11 protein-coding genes and 1 tRNA gene are annotated in these 26019 nt (G+C 65.1%); 6 read left to right on the forward strand and 6 right to left on the reverse strand.

Going from position 1 to position 26019, the window contains the following annotated elements; translation table 11 throughout:
- Positions 1-139 precede the first annotated feature (139 nt).
- Positions 140-15199: a VCBS domain-containing protein gene (locus QX073_RS02525; protein WP_316225268.1), complete on the forward strand. Its 15060-nt coding sequence runs from the start codon at positions 140-142 to the stop codon at positions 15197-15199.
- 92 nt (positions 15200-15291) lie between these two features.
- On the opposite strand, the gene QX073_RS02530 is transcribed toward QX073_RS02525, so the two are convergent.
- A complete protein-coding gene (locus tag QX073_RS02530; protein WP_409999290.1) occupies positions 15292-15762 on the reverse strand; it encodes a hypothetical protein in 471 nt (156 codons plus the stop codon).
- 234 nt (positions 15763-15996) lie between these two features.
- Between QX073_RS02530 and QX073_RS02535 the strand changes: the two genes are divergently transcribed.
- A complete protein-coding gene (locus tag QX073_RS02535) occupies positions 15997-17895 on the forward strand; it encodes an acyltransferase family protein (protein ID WP_315714630.1) in 1899 nt (632 codons plus the stop codon).
- Between the two features lie 6 nt (positions 17896-17901).
- Here the strand turns inward: QX073_RS02535 and QX073_RS02540 are convergent, their stop codons facing one another.
- Positions 17902-19791 (reverse strand): acyltransferase family protein, encoded by a 1890-nt coding sequence (locus QX073_RS02540; protein ID WP_316225269.1) that lies wholly within the window; start codon positions 19789-19791, stop codon positions 17902-17904.
- Between the two features lie 372 nt (positions 19792-20163).
- On the opposite strand from QX073_RS02540, the gene QX073_RS02545 reads away from it, so the two are divergent.
- The 3 genes from QX073_RS02545 to QX073_RS02555 all read left to right on the forward strand — a co-directional run bounded on the left by QX073_RS02545 (position 20164) and on the right by QX073_RS02555 (position 22295).
- Positions 20164-21030: a hypothetical protein gene (locus tag QX073_RS02545; protein WP_316225270.1), complete on the forward strand. Its 867-nt coding sequence runs from the start codon at positions 20164-20166 to the stop codon at positions 21028-21030.
- A gap of 158 nt (positions 21031-21188) precedes the next feature.
- Positions 21189-21797: a TMEM175 family protein gene (locus QX073_RS02550; protein ID WP_315714627.1), complete on the forward strand. Its 609-nt coding sequence runs from the start codon at positions 21189-21191 to the stop codon at positions 21795-21797.
- A 424-nt stretch (positions 21798-22221) separates the two neighbouring features.
- Positions 22222-22295 (forward strand) — tRNA-Gly (locus QX073_RS02555).
- Between the two features lie 57 nt (positions 22296-22352).
- Here QX073_RS02555 and QX073_RS02560 read toward each other — a convergent pair.
- On the reverse strand, positions 22353-22811 hold the full coding sequence (locus QX073_RS02560; protein WP_316225271.1) for a hypothetical protein: 459 nt from the start codon (positions 22809-22811) through the stop codon (positions 22353-22355).
- Positions 22792-23070: a hypothetical protein gene (locus QX073_RS02565; RefSeq protein ID WP_315827308.1), complete on the reverse strand. Its 279-nt coding sequence runs from the start codon at positions 23068-23070 to the stop codon at positions 22792-22794. Before QX073_RS02565 ends, QX073_RS02560 begins: the two co-directional genes overlap by 20 nt.
- A gap of 866 nt (positions 23071-23936) precedes the next feature.
- Between QX073_RS02565 and QX073_RS02570 the strand changes: the two genes are divergently transcribed.
- Complete coding sequence (locus QX073_RS02570; protein ID WP_315714624.1) at positions 23937-24203, forward strand: hypothetical protein; 267 nt, start codon at positions 23937-23939, stop codon at positions 24201-24203.
- Positions 24204-24406: 203 nt separating this feature from the next.
- Here QX073_RS02570 and QX073_RS02575 read toward each other — a convergent pair whose 3' ends face one another.
- The gene (locus QX073_RS02575; RefSeq protein ID WP_315714970.1) at positions 24407-24844 is read right to left on the reverse strand and encodes a DeoR/GlpR family DNA-binding transcription regulator; all 438 of its coding nucleotides are present in this window, start codon (positions 24842-24844) and stop codon (positions 24407-24409) included.
- A 130-nt stretch (positions 24845-24974) separates the two neighbouring features.
- The gene (locus tag QX073_RS02580; RefSeq protein ID WP_315749513.1) at positions 24975-25871 is read right to left on the reverse strand and encodes a GNAT family N-acetyltransferase; all 897 of its coding nucleotides are present in this window, start codon (positions 25869-25871) and stop codon (positions 24975-24977) included.
- Positions 25872-26019: the final 148 nt, after the last annotated feature.

Below are 26019 nucleotides of genomic sequence, written 5' to 3' on the forward strand. Positions count from 1 at the left end.
ACTTGACTGCATTTACCCAAAGTCCCTAAAGTCCGATTAACAAGAACCGGTAATATTGACCCGTATTCTCGTTTAATAATAGTTTAACGATTAGAAATGGGGCGCCACCAAAACGCCCCATATTTGGAGGTTTTGGCGCATGAATGCTCCTGTCCTGCTGGCCCAGTTGACCGGCACGTCCACGCAGCCATCCAGCGCCTCGGCCAAGCACCTCAAGATCGGGAAACCGCCGGGCAACCAAGCCGTTACGATTCATCTCGACGGCCAGAGCCAGATCGATTTCAGCGATATCGCCAGCGAGCGGCTGACCTTCGTCAAGATCGGCGACCGCCTGATCATCCTGTTCGACAATCAGTCGACGGTCTCGATCGACCCGGTTTTCGACGCCAACGGCGCCCCGCTGAAGGACGTCAGCTTCGAAGTCGGCCCCGACCGAATCATCAATGGCGATCAGTTCGCCGAGTTGTTTCCGATCACCACCGACCAGTCGGTGCTGCCCGCCGCGGGTACGCCCGGTGCGCCCGGCGTGCCTGCCGGCGCGAACTTCGGGACGTTCAAGGTCGACCCGCTGACCGTCGGCACGCCGCTCGGGCTGCTGGGACCCGAGGACTCCACCACCAAATTCGGCGACAACCCGGTCACGCCGAATCCGACGCCAATCGCCGGCGTTGCCGACAGCGTGGTGCTCAACGAGGACGGCCTGTCCGAAGGCCGGCCCGGCGGCAGCGGCGACATTGGCGGCGCGGTGACGAGCTTCACCGGTTCGCTGAACGTCGACTTCGGCACCGACGTGATCGGCCGCGCCTTTGCGTTCGCGGCGTCACAGCCTGGTCTTGCCGGGCTGACGTCCGGCGGCCAGGAGGTGCATTTTGCGATCACCACCGTCAACGGCCAGCCGGAGCTGATCGGTTATATCGGCAGCGATCCCTCGATCGTCGCCAACCAGGTCTTCACCGTCACGCTCGACGCCAACTCGACGATCGCGGGGACCTACACGGTCACGCTGCTGCAGCCGCTCGATCATCCGGTCTTCGGCACCGAAGACACGCTGAATCTCACCATCAACGTCATCGCCATCGACGGCAGCGGCGACACCGCGCCGGTGACGATCGTGATCGGCGTCAACGACGATTCGCCGGTCGCCGGCACCGTCGAGGCGATCAATGTCGCCGAGCACACCGGCGGCGGAAGCGAAGGCGGCGGCGAGAGCGAGCTCTTCGCCAAGGTCGTGGGCGGCGACGGCTTCGAGCCGACCACCGCGAGCGTGGACCTCAACATCGGCTGGGGCGCCGACAACGGCAACAGCAAGGTCGATGGCGGCTCCAACGGCACCGTGGTCGACGGCGACCGCTCGCTGGTGTTCGATGCGTCCGAGATCGCGACCTTGCAGGCGCTGGGCCTGACCTCGAACGGCGAGGCCATCTCCTACACGCTGTCGGCCAACGGCACCGAGATCATCGCGACCGCAGGCGAGGGTGAGGGCGCACGCACCATCTTCACCGTGTCGCTGTCCGACACCGGCTCCGGCAGCGCCACCTTCACGCTGTCCGACAATATCGACCACAACGGCGCCAACGACGCCTCGCTGCCGCTGACCTTCAAGGTGGTTGCGACCGACGCCGACGGCGACCCCGTCAACAGCGCCTTCACCGTCAACGTCGCGGATGACGGCCCGAGCTTCGGCGAGAAGCCGAGCTATTCGGTGGTCGACGAAGACGGGCTCGGCAATGCCGGCAACAGCTACGCCGACGGCCATGATGCCTATGGCGAAGACCTGACGGTCACGGATACGCTCGGAATCCGCTGGGGCTCCGACGACGCCAACAACAATGTCGACGGCGGCATCAACGGAACGCCGGTCAATGGCGACCGCGCCGTCACCTTCGCCGCAAACGTGGCGGCCTCGCTCGAGGCAAAGGATCTGACCTCCGACGGCTTTGCCCTGCGCTACGAGGTGTCGGGGAACGGCACCGTGCTGACCGCCTATCGCTATGATGCCGCGCACGAGACCTATGTCGACGCCAACGGCAAGCCGCTGGAAGGCGAGGGCCTGTCGGGCGCCGTGGTGTTCACGGTGTCGCTGTCAGACCAGGGCCATGGCTCCTATACCTTCGCGCTGTCGGGCAACCTGGATCACCCGGTGCACGGCACCGAGGACGACATCACCCTCAACATCGGTTTCGTCGCGACCGATTCCGATGGCGATGCGATCACCGACACCTTCACGGTGAAGGTCAATGACGACGCCCCGAGCTTCGGCGAGAAGCCGAGCTATTCGGTGGTCGACGAGGACGGCCTCGGCAACGCCGGCAACAGCTACAAGGACGACGGCGACGCCTATGGCGAAAGCCTGAAGGTCACCGATACGCTCGGCATTCGCTGGGGCGCCGACAGCGCCAACAGCCATGTCGATGGTGGCATCGATGGCGCGCCGGTCAATGGCGACCGCGCCGTGACCTTCGCGGCCGACGTGGTCGCGACGCTCGACGCCCAGAATCTCACCTCGAACGGCTTCGGTCTCACCTACGTCGTGTCCGAGAACGGCACGCTGCTGACCGCCTATCGCTATGACGCCGAGCACGAGACCTATGTCGGCGCAGACGGCAAGCCGACGGATTCGGCCCACGCGACGGTGTTCACCGTGGCGCTGTCCGGTCAGGATCACGGCTCCTATACGTTCGAGCTGAAAGGCAATCTCGATCACCCGGTGCACGGCACCGAGGACGACATCACGCTCAACATCGGCTTCGTCGCCACCGATTCCGACGGTGACGCAGTCACCGACAGCTTCACCCTGAAGGTCAACGACGACGCGCCGGTGTTCGGCGATGCGCCGAGCGCTGGCGTGGTCGACGAGGACGGACTCGGCAATGCCGGCGACAGCTATGCGCAAGGCAGCGACGTCGCCGGCGCCGATCTCACGGTGACCAAGACGCTCGCGATCCTGTGGGGTGCCGATAGCGCCAACAGCCATGTCGACGGCGGCATCGATGGCGCCCCGGTCAATGGCGATCGCGCCGTCACTTTCGCCGCCGACACCGTTCCCTCGCTCGAGGAACTGGGGCTGACGTCGAACGGGATTGCGCTGAGCTATCAGGTCTCCGAGAACGGCACGCTGCTGACCGCCTATCGCTACGACGCCGCCCACGAGACCTATGTCGACGCGAACGGCAAGCCGACGGAGGACCTCGCCAGCGCCGCGGTGTTCACCGTCTCGCTGTCGGATCAGGACCAGGGCTCCTACACGTTCAATCTCACCGGCAATCTCGATCATTCGGTCCACGGCAGCGAGGATAATCAAGGGCTGTATTTCGGCTTCGTCGCCACCGATTCCGACGGCGACGCAATCCACGGCAGCTTCAATGTCGAGGTCAACGACGACGCTCCGGTGTTTGGAGAGCGCATCAGCTACTCCGTGGTCGACGAGGATGGTCTCGGCAATCCCGGCAACTCCTATTCGGACGGCAAGGACGCAGCCGGCGCCAATCTGACGGTGACCGATTTCCTCGGCATCCGTTGGGGCGCCGACAGTGCCAACAGCCATGTCGACGGCGGCATCAACGGTACGCCGGTCAATGGCGACCGCGCCGTCACCTTTGCCTCCGACGTGATCTCGACGCTCACCGGCCAGCATCTGACGTCGAACGGCGTCGCGCTGACCTACACCGTGTCCCCCGACGGCACGCTGCTGACCGCTTACCGCTACGATGAAGCGCATCACACCTACGTCGACGGCGAGGGCCATGCCACCGGTGATCCGGCCAAGGCTGCGGTGTTCACGGTGTCGCTGTCCGACCAGGGGCAGGGGTCCTACAGCTTCACGCTGATCGACAATATCGATCATCCGGCCCACAACACCGAGGACGACGTCACGCTCACCCTCGGCTTCGTCGCCACGGATTCGGATGGCGATGCGGTCTCCGACACCTTCACGGTCAAGATCAACGACGACGCGCCGGTGCTGAACCGGGAGATTGCGACCGGCGTGGTCGATGAGGACGGGCTCCCGACCGGGCTCGCGGGCGGGTCTGGCGACGTCCCCGGCCAGAACACCGTCGCAACGGGCGATCTCGGCATCTCCTGGGGCAGCGACAGCGCCAACAATCTCGGCAATGTCGGGATCACCGGTGCGTCCCCGGTGAACGGCGACCGCGCCGTCACCTTCGCGTCCGACGCCACCACCACGCTCGCCGCGCAGCACCTGACCTCGAACGGCGTCGCGTTGACCTACGACGTCAGCGAAGGCGGCACGTTGATCACGGCCTACCGCTTCGATGGACAGCATTACATCGACGGCAACGGCAACTGGACCGGCAACAAGGCCAATGCCGCCGTGTTCACGGTGAAGCTGTCCGACCTCGATTCCGGATCCTACAGCTTCACGCTGCTCGACAATCTCGACCACCCGGTGCCCAACACCGAGGACAGCATCGCGCTGACATTGAAATACGTCGCCACGGATTCCGACGGCGACCAGGTCAGCGGCACGTTCAAGGTCAGCGTCAACGACGACAGCCCGGAGGCGCATACCGGGACGGCCAAGAGCATCAGCGAAGCTGATCTCAACGCTGGCGGTGGCGATTGCGGCCCCGATTTCGGCGGTCACGATTTCGGCGGTCACGATGGCGGCAGCCGCGATCCCCAGGTGACCGGCGCGCTCAACATCAAATGGGGGGCCGACAACAACGACAGCGGCGCCGCCGATCGCTCGGTTCGCTTCGCCAATACGTCCAACGCCGCCGACGACGTCCATGTGACCAACGGCAGCGACGTCGGCCTCAGTGGCCTGACGTCGGACGGTCAGCAGGTGAAATACGCCTTCGATCATGGCGCGCTGGTCGGCTACACCGGCAACAGCCTCAATTCCGGTCAGCGCGTGTTCGAGGTCTCGCTCGATGACGACGGCACCGGCACCTACACCTTCAAGCTGCTCGGCAATCTCGATCATCCGGCCGGGCAGGAGAGCAACGTCGTCAAGCTGACCTTCGATTACACCGCGACCGATTCCGACGGCGATTCGAGCAGCAGCACGTTCACCGTCACCGTGGTCGACGACGTCCCGACGATCGGACACGCCGAGAGCGAGACCGTCAGCGAATCCAACCTGCCGACCGATCTCTATGACGTCCTGTTCCCGGATTCGCCGTACTCGACGGTGCAGACCGGCCGTCTCGCGATTTCCTGGGGCGCCGACGACAATGATTCCGGCGCGACCAACAACCGCTCGGTGGCGTTCTTCAACACGACTGCACCGGACGGGCTGACGTCGAACGGCTATGCGGTCAGCTATGTGGTCTCGTCCGACGGCACCACGCTGAGCGCGGTCACCACCGATCACCGCACCGTTTTCACCGTCACGCTGAGCGATGACGGCGACGGCAGCTACAAGTTCACGCTGCTCGACAACCTCGATCATGGCAAGTCGGGCACCGACAGCCTGGCGCTGAGCTTCGGCTTCAAGGCCACCGATTCCGATGGCGACAGCGCCGCGAGCAGCTTCACGGTGGCGGTGACGGACGACGTCCCGACCGTCGGCTGCCCCGAGGACGAGACCGTCAGCGAGGCCAGCCTGCCGACCGACGGCTACGACACCAGCCATCCGGATGCATCGAACTCGACGGTCCAGACCGGCAGCCTCGACATCTCCTGGGGCGCCGACGACAACAATACGGGTGTCGGGCACAACCGCGCGGTGGCCTTCACGACCGCCGCTGGCGCCGCGGGCCTGACCTCCGACGGCTCGGCGATCAGCTACACGATCTCCGGCGACGGCACCTTGCTGACGGCGGTCACCGCGGATCACCGCACCGTCTTCACGATCCAGTTGTCCGACAGCGGCGATGGAAGCTACAAGTTCACGCTGTACGACAACATCGACCACCCGGCGTCCGGCCAGAACGATGACAGCCTGCCGCTGACGTTCGGCTTCAAGGCCACCGATTCCGACGGCGACAGCGTCACCAGCAGCTTCAAGGTCACGGTGCTCGACACCGCGCCGGTGGCGGCGGCCGGCGATGCCAGGACCGTTGACGAGGACGATCTGCCGGGCGGCACCGATGTCTCCAAGGAGCCGACCGCGGTCAGCGGCGACCTCAACATCAGCTGGGGCTCCGACGACAGCAACAAGACCTCGGGCGGCGGGCTCGGCGACCGCTCGGTCAGCTTCCGCTACACGAGCGCAGGCGCGAATGTCGACGCCGAGGACAGCGCAGGCCGCAACCTGGCGCTGACGTCGGACGGCCAGACGGTGAAGTACAGCTTCGAGAATGGCGTGCTGGTCGGCTACACCGGCAGCGATCTCGCCCACGGCACCCGCGTGTTCGAAGTGTCGCTGAGCGACCAGAACGACGGCTCCTACAGCTTCAAGCTGCTCGGCACCCTCGATCATCCCGCCGGCAGCGGCGAGAACATCGTCAAGCTGTCCTTCAGCTTTACGGCGACCGATGGCGACGGCGACACGTCCAGCAACAGCTTCACCGTCTCGGTCAAGGACGACGTGCCGGTGCTCGGTTCGCCGACCGCAGCGACGGTGACCGAGAACACCACCGGATCCGCCGGGGCGGAGGTGTTCCAGACCCAGACCGCGTCCAATGTCGCGCTCAACATCAATTGGGGCGCGGACGACAACAATTCGGGCGCGGCCAATCGCAGCGTCGCGTTCGATAGCGCGATCCATACCGGCGACGTGGTCAAGACCACCGGCGCAGGCAGCCCGACGCTGACGTCGAACGGCACGGCGGTGCAGTTCATCCGCGTGTCGGACACCGAGATCTGGGGCGTCGCCAACGACAATGGCGGCCAGCTCACGACGAACGACCGCAAGGTGTTCCACATCACGCTGTCCGACGACGGCTCCGGCAGCTACACCTTCGAGCTCCTGGACAATGTCGATCACGTCGGCTCGGGCCAGACCAATGCACTGTCGCTGAAGCTCGGCTTCACCGCGACCGATGCCGATGGCGATACCGCCTCCGGCGGCAACTTCACCGTCACCATCAATGACGACAACGGCCGGCCCGCGATCGGCACGGCTGATGCCGGGACCGTCGACGAGGATGGGCTTTCCGGCGGCAACACCGGAGCGGCCACCGGCGACGTCGCCGGTGCCAATGTCACGGCCAACGGCTCGTTGGCGATCTCCTGGGGCGCCGACGACAACAACAGCGGCAGCGTGAACCGCGCGGTCGCGTTCAGCGGCATCACCAACGGCCAGAACGCCACTTCGGACGCGGGCTCGCTGACGGTCGAGGGCGTCCAGGTCAAGCTCTGGGTCGTCGGTAATACGGTCTATGGCTACACCGGCAGCAATCCGACCAACGGCAACCCGCCGTCGGTGGCCAGCCAGGTGTTCAAGGTCTCGCTCGATGATTCCGGTGCAGGCAGCTACAGCTTCACGCTGCTGAAGCACGTCGATCATCCGGCTGGCCAGAACGAGAACGACGTCAAGCTGACCTTCGGCTTCACCGCCACCGATGCGGATGGCGACAGCGCCAGCTCGTCATTCGCCGTGACGATCGATGACGATACCCCCGTCGCGACCGCGACGGTGTTGAGAGCGGCAGTCTACGAGAGCGAGCTGCCGAACGGAACGGTAGTGACCGCGACCGGCAACCATGGCGGCGACCTCAACGGCGACGGCAACGGCAACGATTCCTACTTCACCGGCAATCTGAGCTCGCTGGTGTCGTTCGGCGCCGACAGGCCCGGCACCTACACGGTCGAGAAGACCAACCTCGCGCCCGAGCTGCTGTCGCTGACGTCGGGCGGCGTGGCGCTGACCTACAGCATCGGAGTCGACAACACGCTGATCGCCAAGGCTGGCAGCGTCACGATCTTCGAGTTCCAGGTCGATGCCAACACCGGCCAGTATTCGTTCCGTCTGAAGGGCGCGCTGGACCATGTCGGCACCGGCCATGACAACACGCTGACGCTCGACCTGTCGACGGCGGTGACCGCCACCGATTCCGACGGCGATTCCGTTGCGCTGCACGATCAGATCATCATCACCGTCAACGATGACAGCCCGCAGTCGCAGGACGTCGACACCGTCGCGATCTCGGAGGCAGCCGGCAGCGTCTCGACCGGCGCGGTCGATCTGCGCATCACCTATGGGGCCGATGGCGACAGCTCCGGTCCGTCGGTGACGTTCCTCGGCGCGTCGCCAGTGCGCGCCTACGATGCGGCCAACCACCAGCTCTCCGGGCTGACCTCGCTCGGCTTCGGTCTGACCTACGTCATGTCGGCCGATCACACCACGCTGACCGCCTATCGCATGAGCGGTGGCAGCTACATCGGCCAGAATGGTCTGGTGACCGGCAACGCGGCTGATGCCGCGGTCTTCACGGTGACGCTGTCCGAGGCCGGCACCGGCTCCTACAACTTCACCTTGCTGCAGCCGCTCGATCACCCCGCGCCGATCGGGACCTCGAGCGCGGCCGACCAGTATCTCGACATCAATTTCGCCTTCGCGGTCGAGGATCGCGACCATGACGTCTTCACCAACAATTTCACCGTCCGGGTCGATGCTGCCGGCACGGTGACGACGACTCGCTATGACGCGCCGAACTCGCCTGTGTTCGTCAATCTCGGCGACAGCTCGGCGACGGTCCTCGGCGAGACGGTCGGGGCTCACAGCGTGACCGACCGCGCCGCGGTGACCGACAAGGTGGTCGGCACCGACAAGCTCGGCGGCGTGACCGAGGCCCACGGCTCAAATGGCGACGACATTCTGGTCGGCGGCAACGGCGTGGGCGGCGAAGTCCTGTATGGCGGCGCCGGCAACGACATCATCATCGGCGGAGGAGGTGGCGACCGGCTGTTCGGCGGCGCCGGCAACGACACCTTCCTCTACACGGTGGGCGACGGCAGCGACGTCATCGACGGCGGCTCGGAGTCTGGCACGACCTTTCCGAACTACGACGTGCTCGCGATCACGGGCGATGGAAATTCGCGCAATTTCACCATCGGCAAGACCTCGACCGGCACCGAGATCAATCCGACGCTGAATGATCCCTCCGCCAGCAACGCCACCGACATTCTGGTGCGCTATGACGGTCCGAACGGAGCGACCATCCGCGCCGACGAGATCGAGCGCATCACGATCACCGGCGGCACTGCCAGCGACACGGTGACGATCACCGATATCAGCGGCACCGCGATCGCGCCGTCGACCATCGTGTTCAACGGTGGCTCCGGCAACGACACGCTGGATCTCTTCCGGTTTGCCGGCAACACCAGCGTTGTGTCCGACGGCGGATCTGACACCGACACCGTGAAGTTCGGCTTCAAGTTCGCCGAGGCGACCTACACCAAGGTGTTCGCCACCGACGGCGTGACGCTGATCGGCGTGCAGGTCACCCACAACGGCCTGACCGATACGTTCACGAACTATGAGAGCTTTGCCTTCACCGACGGCACGCGCACGCTGACCGGCGTCTTCAACACGCCGCCGGTGGCTCATGACGACGCGGTGCAAGCGAGCGAGGACAGCCCGCTCACGGTCAACGCGCTGCTCAGCCTGCTCAACAACGACACCGACGTCGACAACAACACCTTGACCGTCAGCGGCGTGTCGAACGCGACGCACGGCACCGTTTCGCTCTCCAACGGCAATCCGGTGTTCACGCCGGACAAGAACTTCTCGGGCGTTGCCGGCTTCGATTACACGGTCAGCGACGGCGATGGCGGGACCGCGACCGCGCATGTCACGGTCGACGTCGCACCGAAGGCGGACGCGCTGACGCTGGGCTTCATGGATCTCGGCCCGGCCTCGGGTGCCGAGGACACCACGATCAACCTGAAGCTCATCAGTGCCGCCGTCACCGACACCGACGGCTCCGAAAGCCTGCGGCTGCTTATTACAGGTTATCCGGCCGGCGCGACCTTCTCGGTCGGCCATGCCGGAACCGGCGCTGACGCCGGCAAGTGGGTGATCGATAGCGCCGCCGCGATCGCCGCGTTCGACAGCCATCCGCTGCAGATCACGCCGCCCGCGAATTACAACGGCACGTTCTCGCTGTCGGTGGTCGCGGAGGTTACCGACCAGGCTACGTTGTCGGACGGCAACGTCCACACCGACGTCGTCAACACCGCACTGCAGACGATCGATGTCACGGTGACCCCGGTCAACGACGCGCCGCAGATCCATGCGCCGGCGCAGGTGACGACGAACGAGGATACGCCATTCGCCTTCACCGGCGCGAACGCGTTCTCCTTCTCCGATGCGGACGGCGATGTCGTCGAGTCCGTGAGGTTCGACATCTCCGGCGGCACGTTCGCGATCCCGTCTCTCGGCGTCTACAACGCCAGCCAGACGCTCTCGATGAGCGGGTTCAAGATCAGCGACCTGAACACCTATCTGGCGTCGGCGGTGTTCACGCCATCAGCCGACAACGACGCGACGGGATCGGTCACGATCACCATCAACGACAACGGCAATGTCGGCGGCGGCAATCTGAGCGCGACGCAGACGATCACGATCAACATCAACCCGATCGAGGATGCTCCCACGGCCGTGGATGACACGGCCAGCGTGAACGAGGACACGACGCTGACCGTGTCCAATCCGGTGCAGGGCGTTCTGCACAACGACCGCGACCCGGATACGGGCGACACGCTGAGCGTGGTGGCGGGTGACTTCACGACGGCCAAGGGCGGCACGATCCATTTCAATGCCGACGGCACCTATGTCTACAAGCCCAAGGCCGACTTCTATGGCGCGGATACCGTGGATTACACGGTGCGTGATGCGGCCGGACAGACGGACACCGGCACGCTGACGATCAACGTGGCGCCGGTGAACGATGCGCCGGAGATCCATGCCCCGACGCATGTGACGGCCAATGAAGGCGCCTCGTTCGCCTTCACCGGAGCGAACGCGATCACCTTCTCCGACGCGGACGGCGATGTCGTCGAGTCCGTGAGGTTCGACATCTCCGGCGGCACGTTGTCCATTCCGTCGCTCGGCGTCTTCAACGCTGAACAGACGCTCTCGATGAGCGGGTTCAAGATCAGCGATCTGAACACCTATCTGGCCTCTGCCGTCTTCACCCCGAACAGCGACCATCCGGGGTCGGTCACGATCACCATCAACGACAACGGCAATGTCGGCGGCGGCAATCTGAGTGCCACCCAGACCGTCAGCGTCGAGGTCATCCCCGCCAACCACCCGCCGGTGGCGAACTCCGACACCCATGCGGTGCTGGAGGATGGCAGCCTCAACATCTCGGCGGCGAACGGCGTGATCCGCGGCTCGACCGGCGGCTCGGTGGCCGACAGCGACGTCGACAACCCCGTCAGCTCGCTCGTCGTGTCGGGCGTCGTGGCTGGCACCGGCAGCGTGACGCAGGGGGCGGGCGTCGGCACCTCGATCGAGGGCGCCTACGGCCATCTGACGCTGAATTCGGACGGCTCCTACACCTATGTCGCCGACAAGGCCGATGCGCTGGCGGCGGGCGTGCCCGCGGTGGACACCTTCACCTATACCGACAAGGATCCGTCGGGCGCGGTGTCGAACACCGCGACGCTCAAGATCACGGTCACCGGCGTCAACGACGCGGCCGTGATCAGCGGTGACGCCACCGGCACCGTCGCCGAGGAGGGCGGCATCGCGAACAGCCAGAGCAGCCCGCTCTACGGCATCGCCCGCGGCGACCTCAATGCGACCGACGTCGACGGGCACAACGATGTGTGGCAGGCGACGTCCTCGAACACGGCCAACGGCTACGGCTGGTACGACATCGGCAGCGATGGCAGATGGACCTACGGCATCTATAACAACGACCCGAGAATCCAGGCGCTGAAGGAAGGCGAGACCACGCTGACCGACAGCTTCACGGTCTACACGGAGGACGGCACCGCCAAGACGGTGACGATCCAGATCCTCGGCAACAATGACGCGCCGGTCCTGCAGAACGCGCTGACCGACCGCAGCTCGGCGGAAGATCAGCCGTTCAGCTTCACCATCCCGTCGAACACGTTTGCCGATGTCGATGGCCGCTTCGATGGCACCGCGAACCCGCTGACGCTGTCGGCGAACCTCAGCGACGGCAGCAACCTGCCGGCGTGGTTGCACTTCGACGCCACCACCGGCACCTTCAGCGGCACCCCGCCGGCCAATTTCGCAGGCACGGTCAACGTCACGGTCTACGCCAGCGACGGCGAATCTGCCGTCTCGGACGCCTTCACGCTGACCATCACGCCGGTCAATGACGGCGCTGCGAGCGTGACGGTGTCGGGCACGGCGACGCAAGGTCAGACGCTGACCGCCAATCTCGGCAGCGATCCGGATGGTGCCGCGTCGAACGTCGTCTATCACTGGCTGCGCGACGGCGCCGTCATCAACGGCGCGACGGGCTCGACCTACACGCTGGGCTCCAACGACGTCGGCCACAAGATCTCGGCCAACGTCACCTACACCGACGGCCAGGGCTTTGCCGAGAACGTGACCAGCGGCCAGACCGGCTCGGTCACGGCGCCGAACCACGCGCCGACCTTCGGGGCGGGAACGACCACGGCAAGCGTCACGGAGGACGCCTCCTATGCGGCGCCGAGCGGCAACCTGATCCAGAACGGCTCGTTCGGCTACTACAACGGCAACTTCTACACGCTGGATGCGTGGACGGTCGGGGGCGCCCATGCCGTCACCGTCGTGGGCGGCCGCACGGACGGCGGCTCGGCCGATTTCTACGGCGCATCGAGCTCGATGAGCCAGACCATCAGCACCGTCGTCGGCGTGACCTATACCGTCGACTTCTACGTGATGACCTACGGCACGGCCGTGACATCAGCCGTTGATGGAACAACCCTTCTGACGACGAGCGCCTGGAACTTTGGCTGGACGGAGCAGACCTACCAGTTCACCGCGACCTCGACGTCGACCACCATCAAGTTCGCGAGCGGCGGCGGCGCCGTCATCGACGACATCTCGGTGCAGCCCAGCACGGTCGTGACACCGGGAGTGGAGCAGGCGTCCGGCGCGATCGCCTTCACCGACGTGGACGGCGATGCCCAGACCGTGACCTACACGACACCGGCCGGCAGCAACTACTACGGCTCGTTCAGCGCCACGGTCGACAATACCGGCCACAAGGTGAACTGGACGTTCGCCGTCAATGACGCCGACATCCAGTCGCTGCGCGCCAGCGACCATATCGATCAGACCTATACGGTGAAGATCGATGACGGTCACGGCGGGACGACGATGCAGACCGTCACCGTTACGGTGAACGGCGTAAACGATGCGGCGTCGATCGCGGGCATGGCAAGCGGTGCGGTCAAGGAGGACGCCACGCTGACGGCAGGCGGGACCCTGACGGTCACCGACGTCGATAGCGGAGAAGCCCAGTTCCAGACGCCGGCTTCGCTGGCGGGGACGTATGGCACCTTCACCTTCAATGCGGTGACAGGCGACTGGGGCTATACGCTGAACAATTCGGCTGCCAACGTGCAGGCGCTCAACAATGGCGACGTCAAGCATGACACGCTGACGGTGAAGTCGGTCGACGGCACGGCCAGCCAGGTCATCGACGTGACCATCAGCGGCACGAATGAGCCCGCGCCGCTGGCCGTGGTGGACACCACGAGCGCCGACGGACGCTATGCGCTGTCGAAGAACAGCGACTCGCCGAACGTGATCAGCCTGGACGCGGCGACGCTGTTCTCGGGCGGAATGGGGACGGTCACCTACACCTACAGCCTCGTCTACAGCTCGACCGGCGACGACAGCTGGATCCACCGGACCGGCAATCAGTTCACCGGAGATCCGAGCAACAACGACGCGGGCCTGTATGTCTACAAGGTCACGGCCACCGACTCGGTATCGTCCGTATCGACCTATCTGGCCTTCAATGCGCTCGACAATGGTGCGCTCAACCTCACCATCAACTCGCTGTCGGACAAGTCGTGGGTGGTCGGTTCGGCCCCGTGGCTGTCCGGCTACAGCGCCAACGACGGCGACGCGATCACCGCCACGGTCGACAACCCGCTCGAGGCCAATGCCAACAACGGCTACGACGTGATGATCGGGTCGAGCGGCGGCAACAACTTCAACGGCGGTGCCGACGACGACGGCATCTACGGCCTCGGCGGCAACGACACGCTGCTCGGCGGCGCCGGCAACGACTACATCAATGGCGGCGCCGGCAACGACTCGATCCGGGGCGGCAGCGGCAACGACGTCACCATCGGCGGCTCCGGCAACGACACCTTCTATTGGGGCGTCAACGACGGCGTCGACATCGTTGACGGCGGCAGCGGTACCGACACCTTCGTCATCGAGGGGACGTCGTCGCAGGACCTGATCTACGTCACGGTTGCCGGCGGTGTGATCACCGACGTCAACGGAACCAAGCTCAGCAATATCGAGGCGGTGACCGCCGATCTCGGCGGCAACAGCAGCGACACGCTGACCTACATCACCAACGAGGACGTGACGGTCAATCTCGGGGCCGGCACCGCCACCGGCTTCAGCTCGATCGCCAATATCGAGCGCGTGACCGGCGGCTCGGGCGACGACATCCTGATCGGCAGCAGTGCTGCCAACGCGATCAATGGCGGCGACGGCGACGATATCATCCGCGGCGGTGGCGGCAACGACACCATCGATGGCGGGGCAGGGATCGACCTGCTCGACTTCTCGGATGCGACGGCCGGCATCACCTTCACGCTGACGCAGAGCAGCAGCAACACTACCGGCCCGACCTTGTCCGGGATCGGCCAGGACACCTACAAGAACATGGAAGGCGTCATCGGCTCGGCCTATGACGACGTCATCAACGGTTCCTCGAGCAACGACGTCCTGATCGGCGGCGCCGGCTCGGATAAGCTGACCGGCAACGGCGGCTCCGACACGTTCAAGTGGAACGCCGGTGATCTCGCCGGCGGCGGGCTCGACACCATCCTGGACTTCCAGACCGGCACGTCCGGCGACGTCATCGACCTCTCGGGCCTCTTGGCCAGCGTGTCCGGCAACCATGCCGACGCGGTGCGCTTCGTCGACAGCGGCGGGCACACCAGCCTGGCCTCGGCCAACGGCAGCGGCGTGCTGAACAACGGCGACCTGACGCTGCAGATCAACGCCGGCTCCGGCTGGACCAACGTCGCGACGATCAAGGACACCGGCGGCAACCTCACGGCCGGCGACGACGTGATCAAGATGATCATCGACAACAGCCACGCCCAGACGCAGGTCCACGTCTGATCCGGTCGGCTTGGGACAGCAGAAGCAAAGGGCCGCCCATGAGGCGGCCCTTTTTCATGGCTGGAGGCGGCGGCGCGCCGATGCGCTGCGGCTCAGATCTTCTGCCCTGCCGGCCCGACGCCGACGTTGATCATGATCCGCTGCACTTCGGTGCGGCCCTGCGGGAACTTGACCTCGAGCGTCACCGTGTCGGTGCCGGCGAAGTCGGCCTTCGACTGATAGAAGGCGATGAAGCCCGGCACTTCCAGGGCGAGGCACTGCTTGTAGTTGGTGGCGCTGACCTTGCCGCGCTTGATCGTGACGGTGCCGTTGCCGGGCGGCGACACAAGGCGGATGGCGGGAAGGGGCCCGGATGAGCAGTCGGGCTGGACGTTGAGATAGATGCCGACCTGGATCGGCTTGCCGGCGACGCCCTTGGCGTTGCGCTCGACCGTGGTCTGAGCGGGACCGGGCGCGGGAGCAGGCGTCTGGGCTTGCGCCGAGGCTGCGGTGGCCGCCGCCAGCAGCGCCGCGACGGCTATTCCCACGAACGCTCCCCGCCATTCTCCTCGCAACAGGTTCATCACCGTCCTCAGCCCCGCATTGTCCCTCAGCGTCGCCAGATTGCCGTATTCGAGCCGATCGTTCAACGGATTGCCGAACTTGCGGCCGACTTCAGCAAACTTCCTTCACGTCCGCCATAGCATCGCCCGCGCGGTGTCATCGGATGGGTCCGATGACGTCATGACTGTTTCCCGCTGTTGCCATCCGTGTCTGCGCAACTCGTCCGCCTCGAGGAATGCGCGGAGTGGACGACATTGGAACGCAGTCATCGGGCTGACATCGATGCCCTTCGGGCGATCGCTGTCGTCATCGTCATTCTCTTCCATCTGAGGATCACCGGCTTCGAGGCCGGCTATGCCGGCGTCGACATCTTCTTCGTCATCTCCGGCTATCTCATCACTGGGCAGATCCTGCGCGATGTCGCCGCGCGGCGTTTCTCGCTGTCGGACTTCTATCTGCGACGGGCACGGCGCATCCTGCCGGCGCTGGTTGTGACCATTGCGGCCACGTTCGCGGTCGGCTGGCTGTTCCTGTCGCCGGAAGCCCTGCGCCAGCTCGCGAAGGAGGCGACACACGGCCTGCTCTCGATCGCCAACATCCAGTATTGGCGCGAGGCCAGCGCCTATTTCGCGCCGAGCGCGGATCAGTTGCCGCTGCTGCACCTGTGGTCGCTGTCGGCGGAGGTTCAATTCTACGCGCTGGCGCCGCTGCTGCTGATGTGGCTCGGCACGCGCCGGCATGTGTTCGGTGCCATTGCCGCGATCGGGTTGTTGTCCCTTGCCGCGGCCACACTCTGGTCATCGCGCGATCCGGACGCCGTGTTCTTCCTGACGCCGTTCCGGGTGTTCGAATTCGCCCTCGGCGCGCTCGCCATTCCGCTCGAGGCCCGGCTGGCAGCGTCGCCGCGCGCACGCTCTCTCGCCGCCGCCTGCGGCGACGTTCTGTTGTTCGGCAGCCTTCTCCTCATCGGCTGCTATCAATTCCAGGCAGGCGTCGCCGCGCTGCTGCCCTGCATCGCCACAGCCGTCATCATCGCGGCCAATGCCCCGACGTCGCTGGTGATGGCTCGCCCGGTTCGCGCCGTCGGCGCTGCGTCCTATTCGCTCTATCTCGTGCACTGGCCCGTGATCTTCTTCGTCCGCTTCATCTTCGGCGATGCGGCGCAGACCGCGGCGGGACTGGCGGCGCAGCTCGCGCTGATGGCGGTGCTGACCACGCTGATGTTCGTCATCGTCGAGCGGCCGCTGCGGCGGCTGCCGTGGCCGAGGGGCGCGCAGGTGGCGAGCTTTGCGACCGTGCTCATCGTCGGTGCCGCGCTCACCCATGTGACGTTCCGCGCCAATGGCGTCGTGTCGCGGCTGCCCGACGATCAGCTCGCGCTGTTCCAGCTGCAGGGCTTCGGCCTCAACAAATGCGGTCGCACCGTCGGCCGTCTGTGCGCGTTCGGCGATCTCGAGGGCACGCGCGGCGTCGAGCTGCTCGGCGATTCCTATGTCCAGCAATATGTCGCCGCGCTCGATGCGACGCTGAAGGCGCGCGGCATGATCGGGCACGTGTCCACCATGAGCGGATGTCCCACCCTCGCGGGGCTCACCGCCGAGGGACCTCGCGCCCAGGTCTGCGCCGAGCTGCGCGACAGCGAGCTGCCGCGGATCCGGCAGTCGCAGGCCGATTTCGTCGTGATCGGGCAGGCGTGGCAGCATTATCTCGACCTCGGCGAAGGGCCGGCAGCGCGGGCCCGCAACGCCGCGGTCGCCGGTCATCTCGCCGAGACCATCCGTCTGCTCGACCGGCCCGGCCGGCATTTCCTCGTCGTCGGCGGCCAGGTCCGTCCGGTGAATTGCGCCTTCGATCAGTTGCGCATGCTGCCGGGGCCGCGCTGGCACGCGCCCGCCAAGCCGTGCGATGCCGTGCCGAAGAGCGAGGCGATCGCGACCAACCGCGTCATCGACGCCGTCCTGTCGGAGGCGATCAGGCCGCTCGCCAAGGTGACGCTGCTCAGGCCCTCGGAGGTCTATTGCGACCGGGATTGCCCGGTCGTGGAGGGAGGCGTGTGGTTGTTCCAGGATGCCGGTCATTTCACCGTGGCAGGGGCCCAGCGGATGGGCGAGCGCGCTGCGCCGGTGTTCGCGAGTTTCCTGTCGGACGATTAGGTGGCGCTATTCGCTGTCGGCTGCGGCGCTTGCGGCTGCGGCCAATGCCGGCGACGCCGCGACGATCCGTGCGCCTGCGAGCTCCGAGCCCTGCGCCGTGAGGTGACCATCGTCCCAGGCGAGCGGCGCGCCGTCGGAGGTCTGGAGCACGCAATCTCCCGCCGGACACAGCAGCGCGAGCGGCGACACGTATTCGGTCTGCGCCACGTCCGCCAGCAGCGTGCGCATGAAGTCGTCGACCTCGCCGAGCAGATCCAGCATGTGCCCGTCGGTCCCGACGCCGAAGCGCTTCGCCGCGATCAGCAGATGCGGCAGCGGACGATCGAATTGCGGGCTCGGCCCGACCACCACCACCTTGCTGCCGGTGTCCGCAATCGCGTTGATCGTGGCGCGCAGGCTGGCCTGTGCGGCCGGCGTCATCGCGGTGCGTGTCCAATTGCCCGACAGCACGACGATGTCGGGCGTGAGCTCGCGCACCAGCCGAGGCAGCCGGCGGTTGAAATCCATGCAGGCGGCGGACTGGCCCGCTTCGGCGTGAGGGACGCATTGCGCAAGGCTGGCGCGCAGCAGCGAGGCCTGGGGCATGGCTCGCGTCAGGCCATGGATGAGGTGAGCGGCGTGGCTGTCGCCCCACACCAGGATGCGCGGGCGCTGCCCTTTGGCAAGGCATGACGGCTGCAACGCCGCGAACGTCTGGCCCGGATCGAGGAAGCAGGTGCCGCTCTCGTAGGCGGACTTATGATCGTAGCTGATGAATTCCGCCAGCGCCCGCTCCTGCGGCGAGAAGCGGGCGGGAAAGCCGGCAAGTCCGATGATCGAGAGCGAGGCCAGCAGCACGACGGATGCGCTCGCGACCAGCGCGCGCGCCGTGATTGGCGACTGCGCACGCCTCGCCGGCTGCTCGATCAGATGGAAGCTCGTCAGCGCCAGCACGGTGCAGGCTCCGAGCAGCGCCAGCTTGTCCGCGATCGAGCTCGGCGGACCCCAGACCGCCGTCGCCAGCGAGACGACGGGCCAGTGCCAGAGATAGAGCGAGTAGGACCACAGCCCGATCGTGATCATCGGTTTGACCGCGGTCAGCACGGCCTTGCTCGGGGGCGGATTGGCCCAGATCACGGCGGCGGCGCCGAGGCACGGCAGCAGCGCGGCCGTGCCTGGATAGGGCGTGTGCGGCGAGAACAGGTTGACGGCGGCGCCGAGCGCGATCCAGCCCAGTGCGGCCACCGTGATCCTGAGCCATTGGCTTTGCGGCGCCGGCAGGGCCTCCACGGCCAGCAGCGCGCCGAGCGCGAGCTCCCAGACCCGGGCCGGCAACAGAAAGAACGCGGCGGCGGGCTGCAGCCGGGTCTGGATCACGCAGAGCAGGAACGAGGTCGCGCAGACCGTGGCGAAGCTCGCAAGCATCAGCGACCGCCGCAGCGCGAAGGCGGCGAGCGCCAGCGTGGGAAACAGCAGATAATACTGCTCCTCCACCCCGAGCGACCAGGTGTGCAGCAGCGGCTTGGTGATGGCGGCGGCGTCGAAATAGCCCTGCTGCGACCACAGCAGGATGTTGGAGCAGAAAACGAGGACGGCCAGCGCCTGCTGCGCCACGGACACCGCGTCCCGCGGCAACAGGATCACGCTGGCGCCGAGCAGGGTGACGCACAGCATCGCGAAGGCGGCGGGCAGGATGCGCCGGGCACGGCGCCGGTAGAACGCGGCGAACGAGAACGTTCCGCTCCGCACCTCCGCATGAATGATCCGCGTGATCAGGAAGCCCGAGATGACGAAGAACATGTCGACGCCGACATAGCCGCTGCGAAACGGCGAGATGTCGTAGTGGAACGCGATCACCGAGATCACTGCGAAGCCGCGCAGGCAGTCGATGTCGGGACGATAGTCGGTTGCGCTCAAGGGGGCTGTCCGGACGCTCGCATCTGGCGGCGGCCGTCAATCCCCGACGGTCACTGCACGCAGGCGGCCCTGGTAGGCTCCGATTGCAACCGCATTGAGGGATTCCTGCGGCACCGTTGGTCGTGCAGACAGGACACAATGCCATCGAATTGACACCGCAGCGGGAATCCGCGGCTTGCCTTCACAGACTTGCCTCAATGGCGTGATGGCCTTGTCGGAGTTCATGCGTCGAGCGAGCGTGTCATGCGTACATTGGGGCGGAAGGCCGGCCGGGCCGGATTGTTGTGCGGCGTTGTTCTATTTCAGGTTGCGGTTGGCGTTTCGCTTGCGCGAAGCGCCGAGCCGGGCGGCTCCTCACCATCCGCAGGCGAGGTGACCAAGGATCAGGGCAAGGAGAGCGGGCCGTTCGGCGGATGCGAGCCGATCGGGTTGACGGCATCGGGCGAGCTGGTGTTCCCGCTGGAATGCAAGAAGCTGATCAAGAAGCCGGCCGAGGCGCCGGTCGCCGAGGACAAGACCCCAGCCGACGACAAGACCGCGTCGGTCAATCCCGCGCCGTCCGTTCCGAGCCAGGCGGCCAGCGCCGACATTCCGGCCGGTCCCGAGGTCAAGCCTGCCGCGGCTGCGGAGGCGGTTGCGACGACACCCGCCGCGTCGGCTGAGCCGAAGCAGGCCGCGGTTACGGACACGCAGGATGCGGCTCAGAAGGTCGCCGTAGCAGAGCCAGCCGCCGGCAAGCCCTCCCTGACCAAGCCGTCCGTGAAATCGCCATCGGCGCTGGCGCCAGCGACCAAGCCGCCCTCTGCCAAGTCGTCCTCTTCCAAGTCGTCCTCTTCCAAGTCGTCCTCTTCCAAGCCGTCCTCTGCCCAGCCGTCATCTGCCAAGCCGTCCTCTGCCAAGACGGCCGCGGCCAATCCGCCTGGGACGACGCCATCGCCAGCCGGCGCCTCATCGGGCAAGCCGTCATCCGGCAAGGCGGCCCAGGCGCAGGCCGTTGTGGTCGCCGCCAGGGATGCAGCGGTCAAGGATGCCGGCAGGACATCGCGCATGGTCGCCAGCCGGCCGATGATCGTGATCGCGAGGCCCGCCACCGCAACCACGGCCTCGGCCCGGCTGCAGGCGGAGGGCAGGCCGCGACTGCGCACCGCGGGACTGCCGGCCTGCGTCCAATTCCGCAGCTATAATCCGGCGACGCACAGCTATCGCGGCTTCGATGGCCACATCTATGCCTGCCGGTGAGGGCTGACGCTCGAGGGCCGGTTTGGTCTGGAGGGTGGCGAGTGACGTGACAGCCTGCCGCCCAGGGCGGCAGCGAAGTCGGGCGGCGCGGCGCCGGAGCTGCTATAGAAGGTGAGTCCTCAATCTCCGTTCCTCGCCGCGGTTGCTTCCGATTCGACATGGCAGAGCCTCAGTCCGACCTGTTCGAGATGCGCCGGCTGGAATCGCTCTCCAACACCATCTTCGGTGTTGCGATGACGCTTCTCGCCTACGACCTGCCGAAGCCCAATTTCGCGCATATGCCGGGTTGGATCGACCTGGTGCATACCTATTCCGGGCGGCTTGCCGGGCTGGTCCTCAGCTTCATCATCGCCGGCGTGTTCTGGATCAGCCACCACCGGCGGCTGGCCCGGCAGCCGTTCGCGGGCCGGCCCGTGGTCATCCTGAATCTGTTCTTCCTGTTGTCGATCGTGCTGCTGCCGGTCACCAACGGGCTCTACGGCGGCTACAGGCTGAGCAGCGCGGTGGCCGTCCTCTATGGCCTGCATCTGACCATCATTGCGTCGCTGAACGCCGCGCTGTGGTGGCTCGCGCTTCCAAGCGGCCGCCATGCCGAGATCGCCGGCGCGATCTTTCCCGTCATCGTGTTCGTGCCGGGCATCGTGATCGCAGCGCTTGCACCGGAGTACGTGCAGTATTTCTGGATGCTCGGCTTCGGCGGCTTCCTGGCGCGGCGGTTCGTCCGCAGCCCGGCGCCGTCGGCCGGCGAGCAGGCGGAGTTGCCATAAAAAAAGACGCGGCGGGCCGTGAGACCCGCCGCGCTTCCGTTCTTGAACTCGCTGGTCCAGGGCCGAGACCGCCCCGTTGCCGAGCCGCGATGGCGCAATCCGCTGACGAATCACGCCCTCAAACGTCGCTCATGAAGAGCCGCTCAGCGGGCGATCCCAGCGAGGTGACAGCGCTTGGTGAAAGACACTGGATCACCTCCTTTCGTTGTTGATGGTGACGCCAATATAGGACGGTCCGGGCGGCGAGGGTAGGGGGGCCGATTACGGAACCGGCCGCCCCCAGGGTGCCGCGCCGCGGTCTCGAGGTCGCGCGCTGCGATCGCTTCGGGCCGTTCCATCAGGCCGGATCCGGGACCCATCCGCTTCGAAACCTCGCCCCGAAGAGGTTGAGACCCGCCGCGGACCATGTTAGGGAACGCCCAATGCGGGTGTAGCTCAATGGTAGAGCAGCAGCCTTCCAAGCTGAATACGAGGGTTCGATTCCCTTCACCCGCTCCAACGATTTCAGGCACTTGTCGCGCCGTCAGCTTTCCATTCGGACAAGCAGGCTGATGCTCATTCGGACAAATGTCCTTCCTTTGTTCGAGCTGCCCACCGCTTTTTGGCGCCGTTGACGATCTGCCGCGTCGTGCGCTTGGTGTACTTTGGCAGCACCTTCACCGTCGTGTGCCGGCCCTGTGCCAGCATCTCGCGGTCAGTCAGTTCGGCGTCGCCACCTTCAGTAAAGCCGCCATGCCGGAACGATGTGAACGACAATTCATCGCGAAGGCCAGCAGCACGGATGACTTCTTTGACCTTGCGGCTCACGTGCGTGAAATCCGGCTGATCCGGCTTCGGCCATGTCGGCCATGGTCCGCGCTCGCCCCAATCCCGGCACAGCATTAGGCCGCCGATGCGGTCGCGTTTGATGGCGTCGAGCTCCGCCATCAACTTGGGATAAACCGGTGCACCTGCATCGTCGAACAGCGATATCCAGCCCTTCTGCCTAGTCTTCTCATCGATGATGCGGACCATATTCGGGCGCCCTTTCGGGCGATAATGCGACACGTCGAAAGTCGCAAAGACGTCTGTCTCGCGCTGGAGCCATTCCCAGCCGATCAGGGCAGCGGTCGTCGGTCAGTGCCGTATCGATTGCGGTGAGGCGCTTCTCGCCCAGTCGCTTGCCATCTTTCAGGACGTAGCCGCCGACAAGCTTGAATCCGACCTCGTGATTACGCTTGGACTTAGGATCGAGCTTGGCGTAGCGGCGATCAGAGCGGTATTCGGCAAACATCCAATCGAGCGTTCCGACCGCATTGGGAGGCGACGCTGCCAAGGCCTTGCCGCCGGTCCGCCACGCGCGCCACCCGTAGATTCGCTTCTTCTGGACTCATCTACAAGGGCAATTTGCGGGCTTCAGTCTGTGGTCTTCGCGTACCCGCCAATCAAAGCAGGTCGGAGGACTTGTTCATCTGGAAATACTGCAATTTGCGATGCCTAAGCAAAATAGTCGTCGAAGGCACATCGTACAATTGGATGCTGCGGCAAGCAAAAAGGAAGGATCACCGACATTTTTCGCATTCGGCAATCTTGTCGATTTTCACCCTGCCGAATTTGCAGAACCTTCAGCAAGAGCCCCGCGGGGCGGTGCCGTTTGGCTGCCGAATTTATTGTTGCTTGTTCACCAAAGGTCGAACCTGTAACCAGACCGTTATGAGCGGGAGGAGATTGAATAGGTTTATTGATTTTGCAGCATTTTTGCCCAATGTTGATAGCGCCTGTCGCGGTTTGTTCAGTTCGTTTCTGGTGCGAAACTGGTGCGGCCGCGTTCGGAGGCATCGCCCTTTAAGGCAAGGCGGTTCGATAGGGGGAAGGGCAACGGCAAGCCGCTTGCCTTACACGCCGCTTCGATGAAGAGCCGAGCGGCTCAGGCGTACCAGTAAATTCGCTCGATAGCCGTACCCAATTGGGTTCGGTCGGCCTCAATTGAGCTCGGACACCGTCCTTCTCGAGCGATTTTGTGCGTTCCTTCAGCCCGATCCGCGATTGCAGTCCGGGTAGCCGTACCATGATGTAATATTTGCGCGCGCTGGTGTTTTATGGCCAAGCATCGCCGGCAAACAGCCCATCCAAAACGTGGATGGTCGGCTTTTGTCCACCATGAGTATTCCGGAAGTCACGACGAGCCATCCGCCGAAGTTAAAAGTCGGAGTTATGCTTGAAACTGTAAAGTCCGCGATCGATATCGACGTAGACGCCGCGCAAAACTCAGAAGACCGTCAACCCGATCCTCGTGTCGGCGATCTCGGGCGCAATTTTATGGCACCGATTTTCTGCACCGTGGAAATGCTTCCCAATAACCAGCAGTTCTTTGGAGGCATCTTTTCAAATTTGCGAGTTGGTAAGGCGCGCCTCGCGACCGCTTGAGCAGTCGTTCCCCTTAAGCAGCCCGCAGCGCCTGGCGGAAAGCGTTTGCGCCGGATACATGGCGACGGGGCCGTCATTGACCATGTATCTCAGTTGCGCATGGCGATGGCGTGCCGCTACACCGCGAACCCCGCCCCGCCCCACGCGTCTCGGTCGCGGCGACCTCAGAAGCGCGCCAATTTGCAGGGCGCGAAGCGGCTTCCTCAGTCGGTCCTGGTTACATACTCGACCGGGAGATGCTTGAACGGCTTGCGGTGCTCACGCGATACGGCCCCGCCAATGATGATCCTGGAAAACGCATGGAGGTCGGCGAAGAAGGCCGGCTTCAGGCTGTCGAGCTTGCTCGCATCGGCGACCAGAATGCTTTCGATCGCCGTTGCGATGGCCGCCTGCTTGACCGCCGTCTCATGAAAGTTCGAGCAGCTCGCGCCCCTATTCGCATGTACGCCGCCCGCCGAGATGAAGGCCTTGTTGATGCCGAGCTTGCGCAAATAGGACAGGCCTTCCTCCGATGAGAAGGATTGCGACGAGGGATGATAGAGCCCGCCCATCAGCATCAGCTGCGTGGCAGGACGTCGCGTCGCCAGCGCCGCCACGTTCATCGAATAGCAGATCACTGAGAGGGACATCGTCGAACGCAGTGTAGCGAATCATAGCGAGGAAACGGATCAGTGTAGCAAGGGTGCCGCCGGCGACAGATCGGGAGGGCTCCGCAGTTTTGATAGTTGGAGACTGAGGGCTTGGTCCGCGCTCTGTTCCGGGACGCAGGGGCTAGCCGAAGGCCTGACTGACGACGCCGTAGATCTTCGGTTGGTCGTTGCCGCGCAGGAAGGCACCCTTCACGTCGTTCCGCAGCGACATCGTGGTGACGGCATCGAAGAGAGCGAGCCCCGACCGCGCGAGAAAGTCGCGGAACTCTCCTGTCGCTCGATGAGTGTCGAGCCTGAGGAACTGGCCTTCGTGAGCTGCCACGTGCGGCGCCAACACGGCGATCGCGTCGCTGTCGCAGGATGCGACCACCGGCCCCGCGACATGTCCGCGTCCGAACCGCCGGCACATCGCGAACGTCTCCAGCCGCCCCGCGCGAAACAGCCCAAAGCTGCGCGACTGGTGAAACAGTCCGGTCATCAGCCCGGCTCGCCGGACGCCATAAGCAGCCGCGTCGAGTTCGATCAGCGCCGGCAGGTCTGCCTCCATCAGCACGCGAATATTTCCCGCTTCGGCCGGCGCCGCGTCCGAGGCAATCGCCTCACCCTGACACTGAAACAGAGTCTGCTCACGCTTGAAATCGAGAGATCGGTAGAGGCGATAGGCGGCGCGCGTGGCGTTGAGGCGCAGCGTCCGACCGCCGCATTCGGCCATCACCCGATGCATCAGCCATTGCCCGGTGCCAAGGGCCTGCAGCCGCGGCGAGGTGATGACCATCCCAACCGCAGCAAAGCCGTCGCTGTAGGGAAACCACATGGCGGATCCGAGGGCCCGACCGATCTCATCGAGCGCGACGACGCCGCGGCCGATGCTGCGCATGAATTGCCAATCCTCCTCCCGATGGGGCCATTGGACGGCGATCGACAAGGCGAGCAACTGCGCGAGGTCGACGCTGTCGATGTCGGCGAGGCGCATCTCGAACACGTCGACGATTCGCGATTCGACGTCCGGATTGTCCATGCACGCTGTCCCTGTCTTCGTTCCGCCCGCCACGCGTCACCCAGCCTCGATGAGGTCGAGAGCGACCATGCTGTCGTCACCTCCGCATATTGAGGCGCCTGCGGGCGAACTTCGCAACATTCTTCTCAATCCTGCCCTGTATTCGGCA

Source organism: Bradyrhizobium sp. SZCCHNS3052, assembly GCF_032484495.1.
Lineage (GTDB): Bacteria > Pseudomonadota > Alphaproteobacteria > Rhizobiales > Xanthobacteraceae > Bradyrhizobium.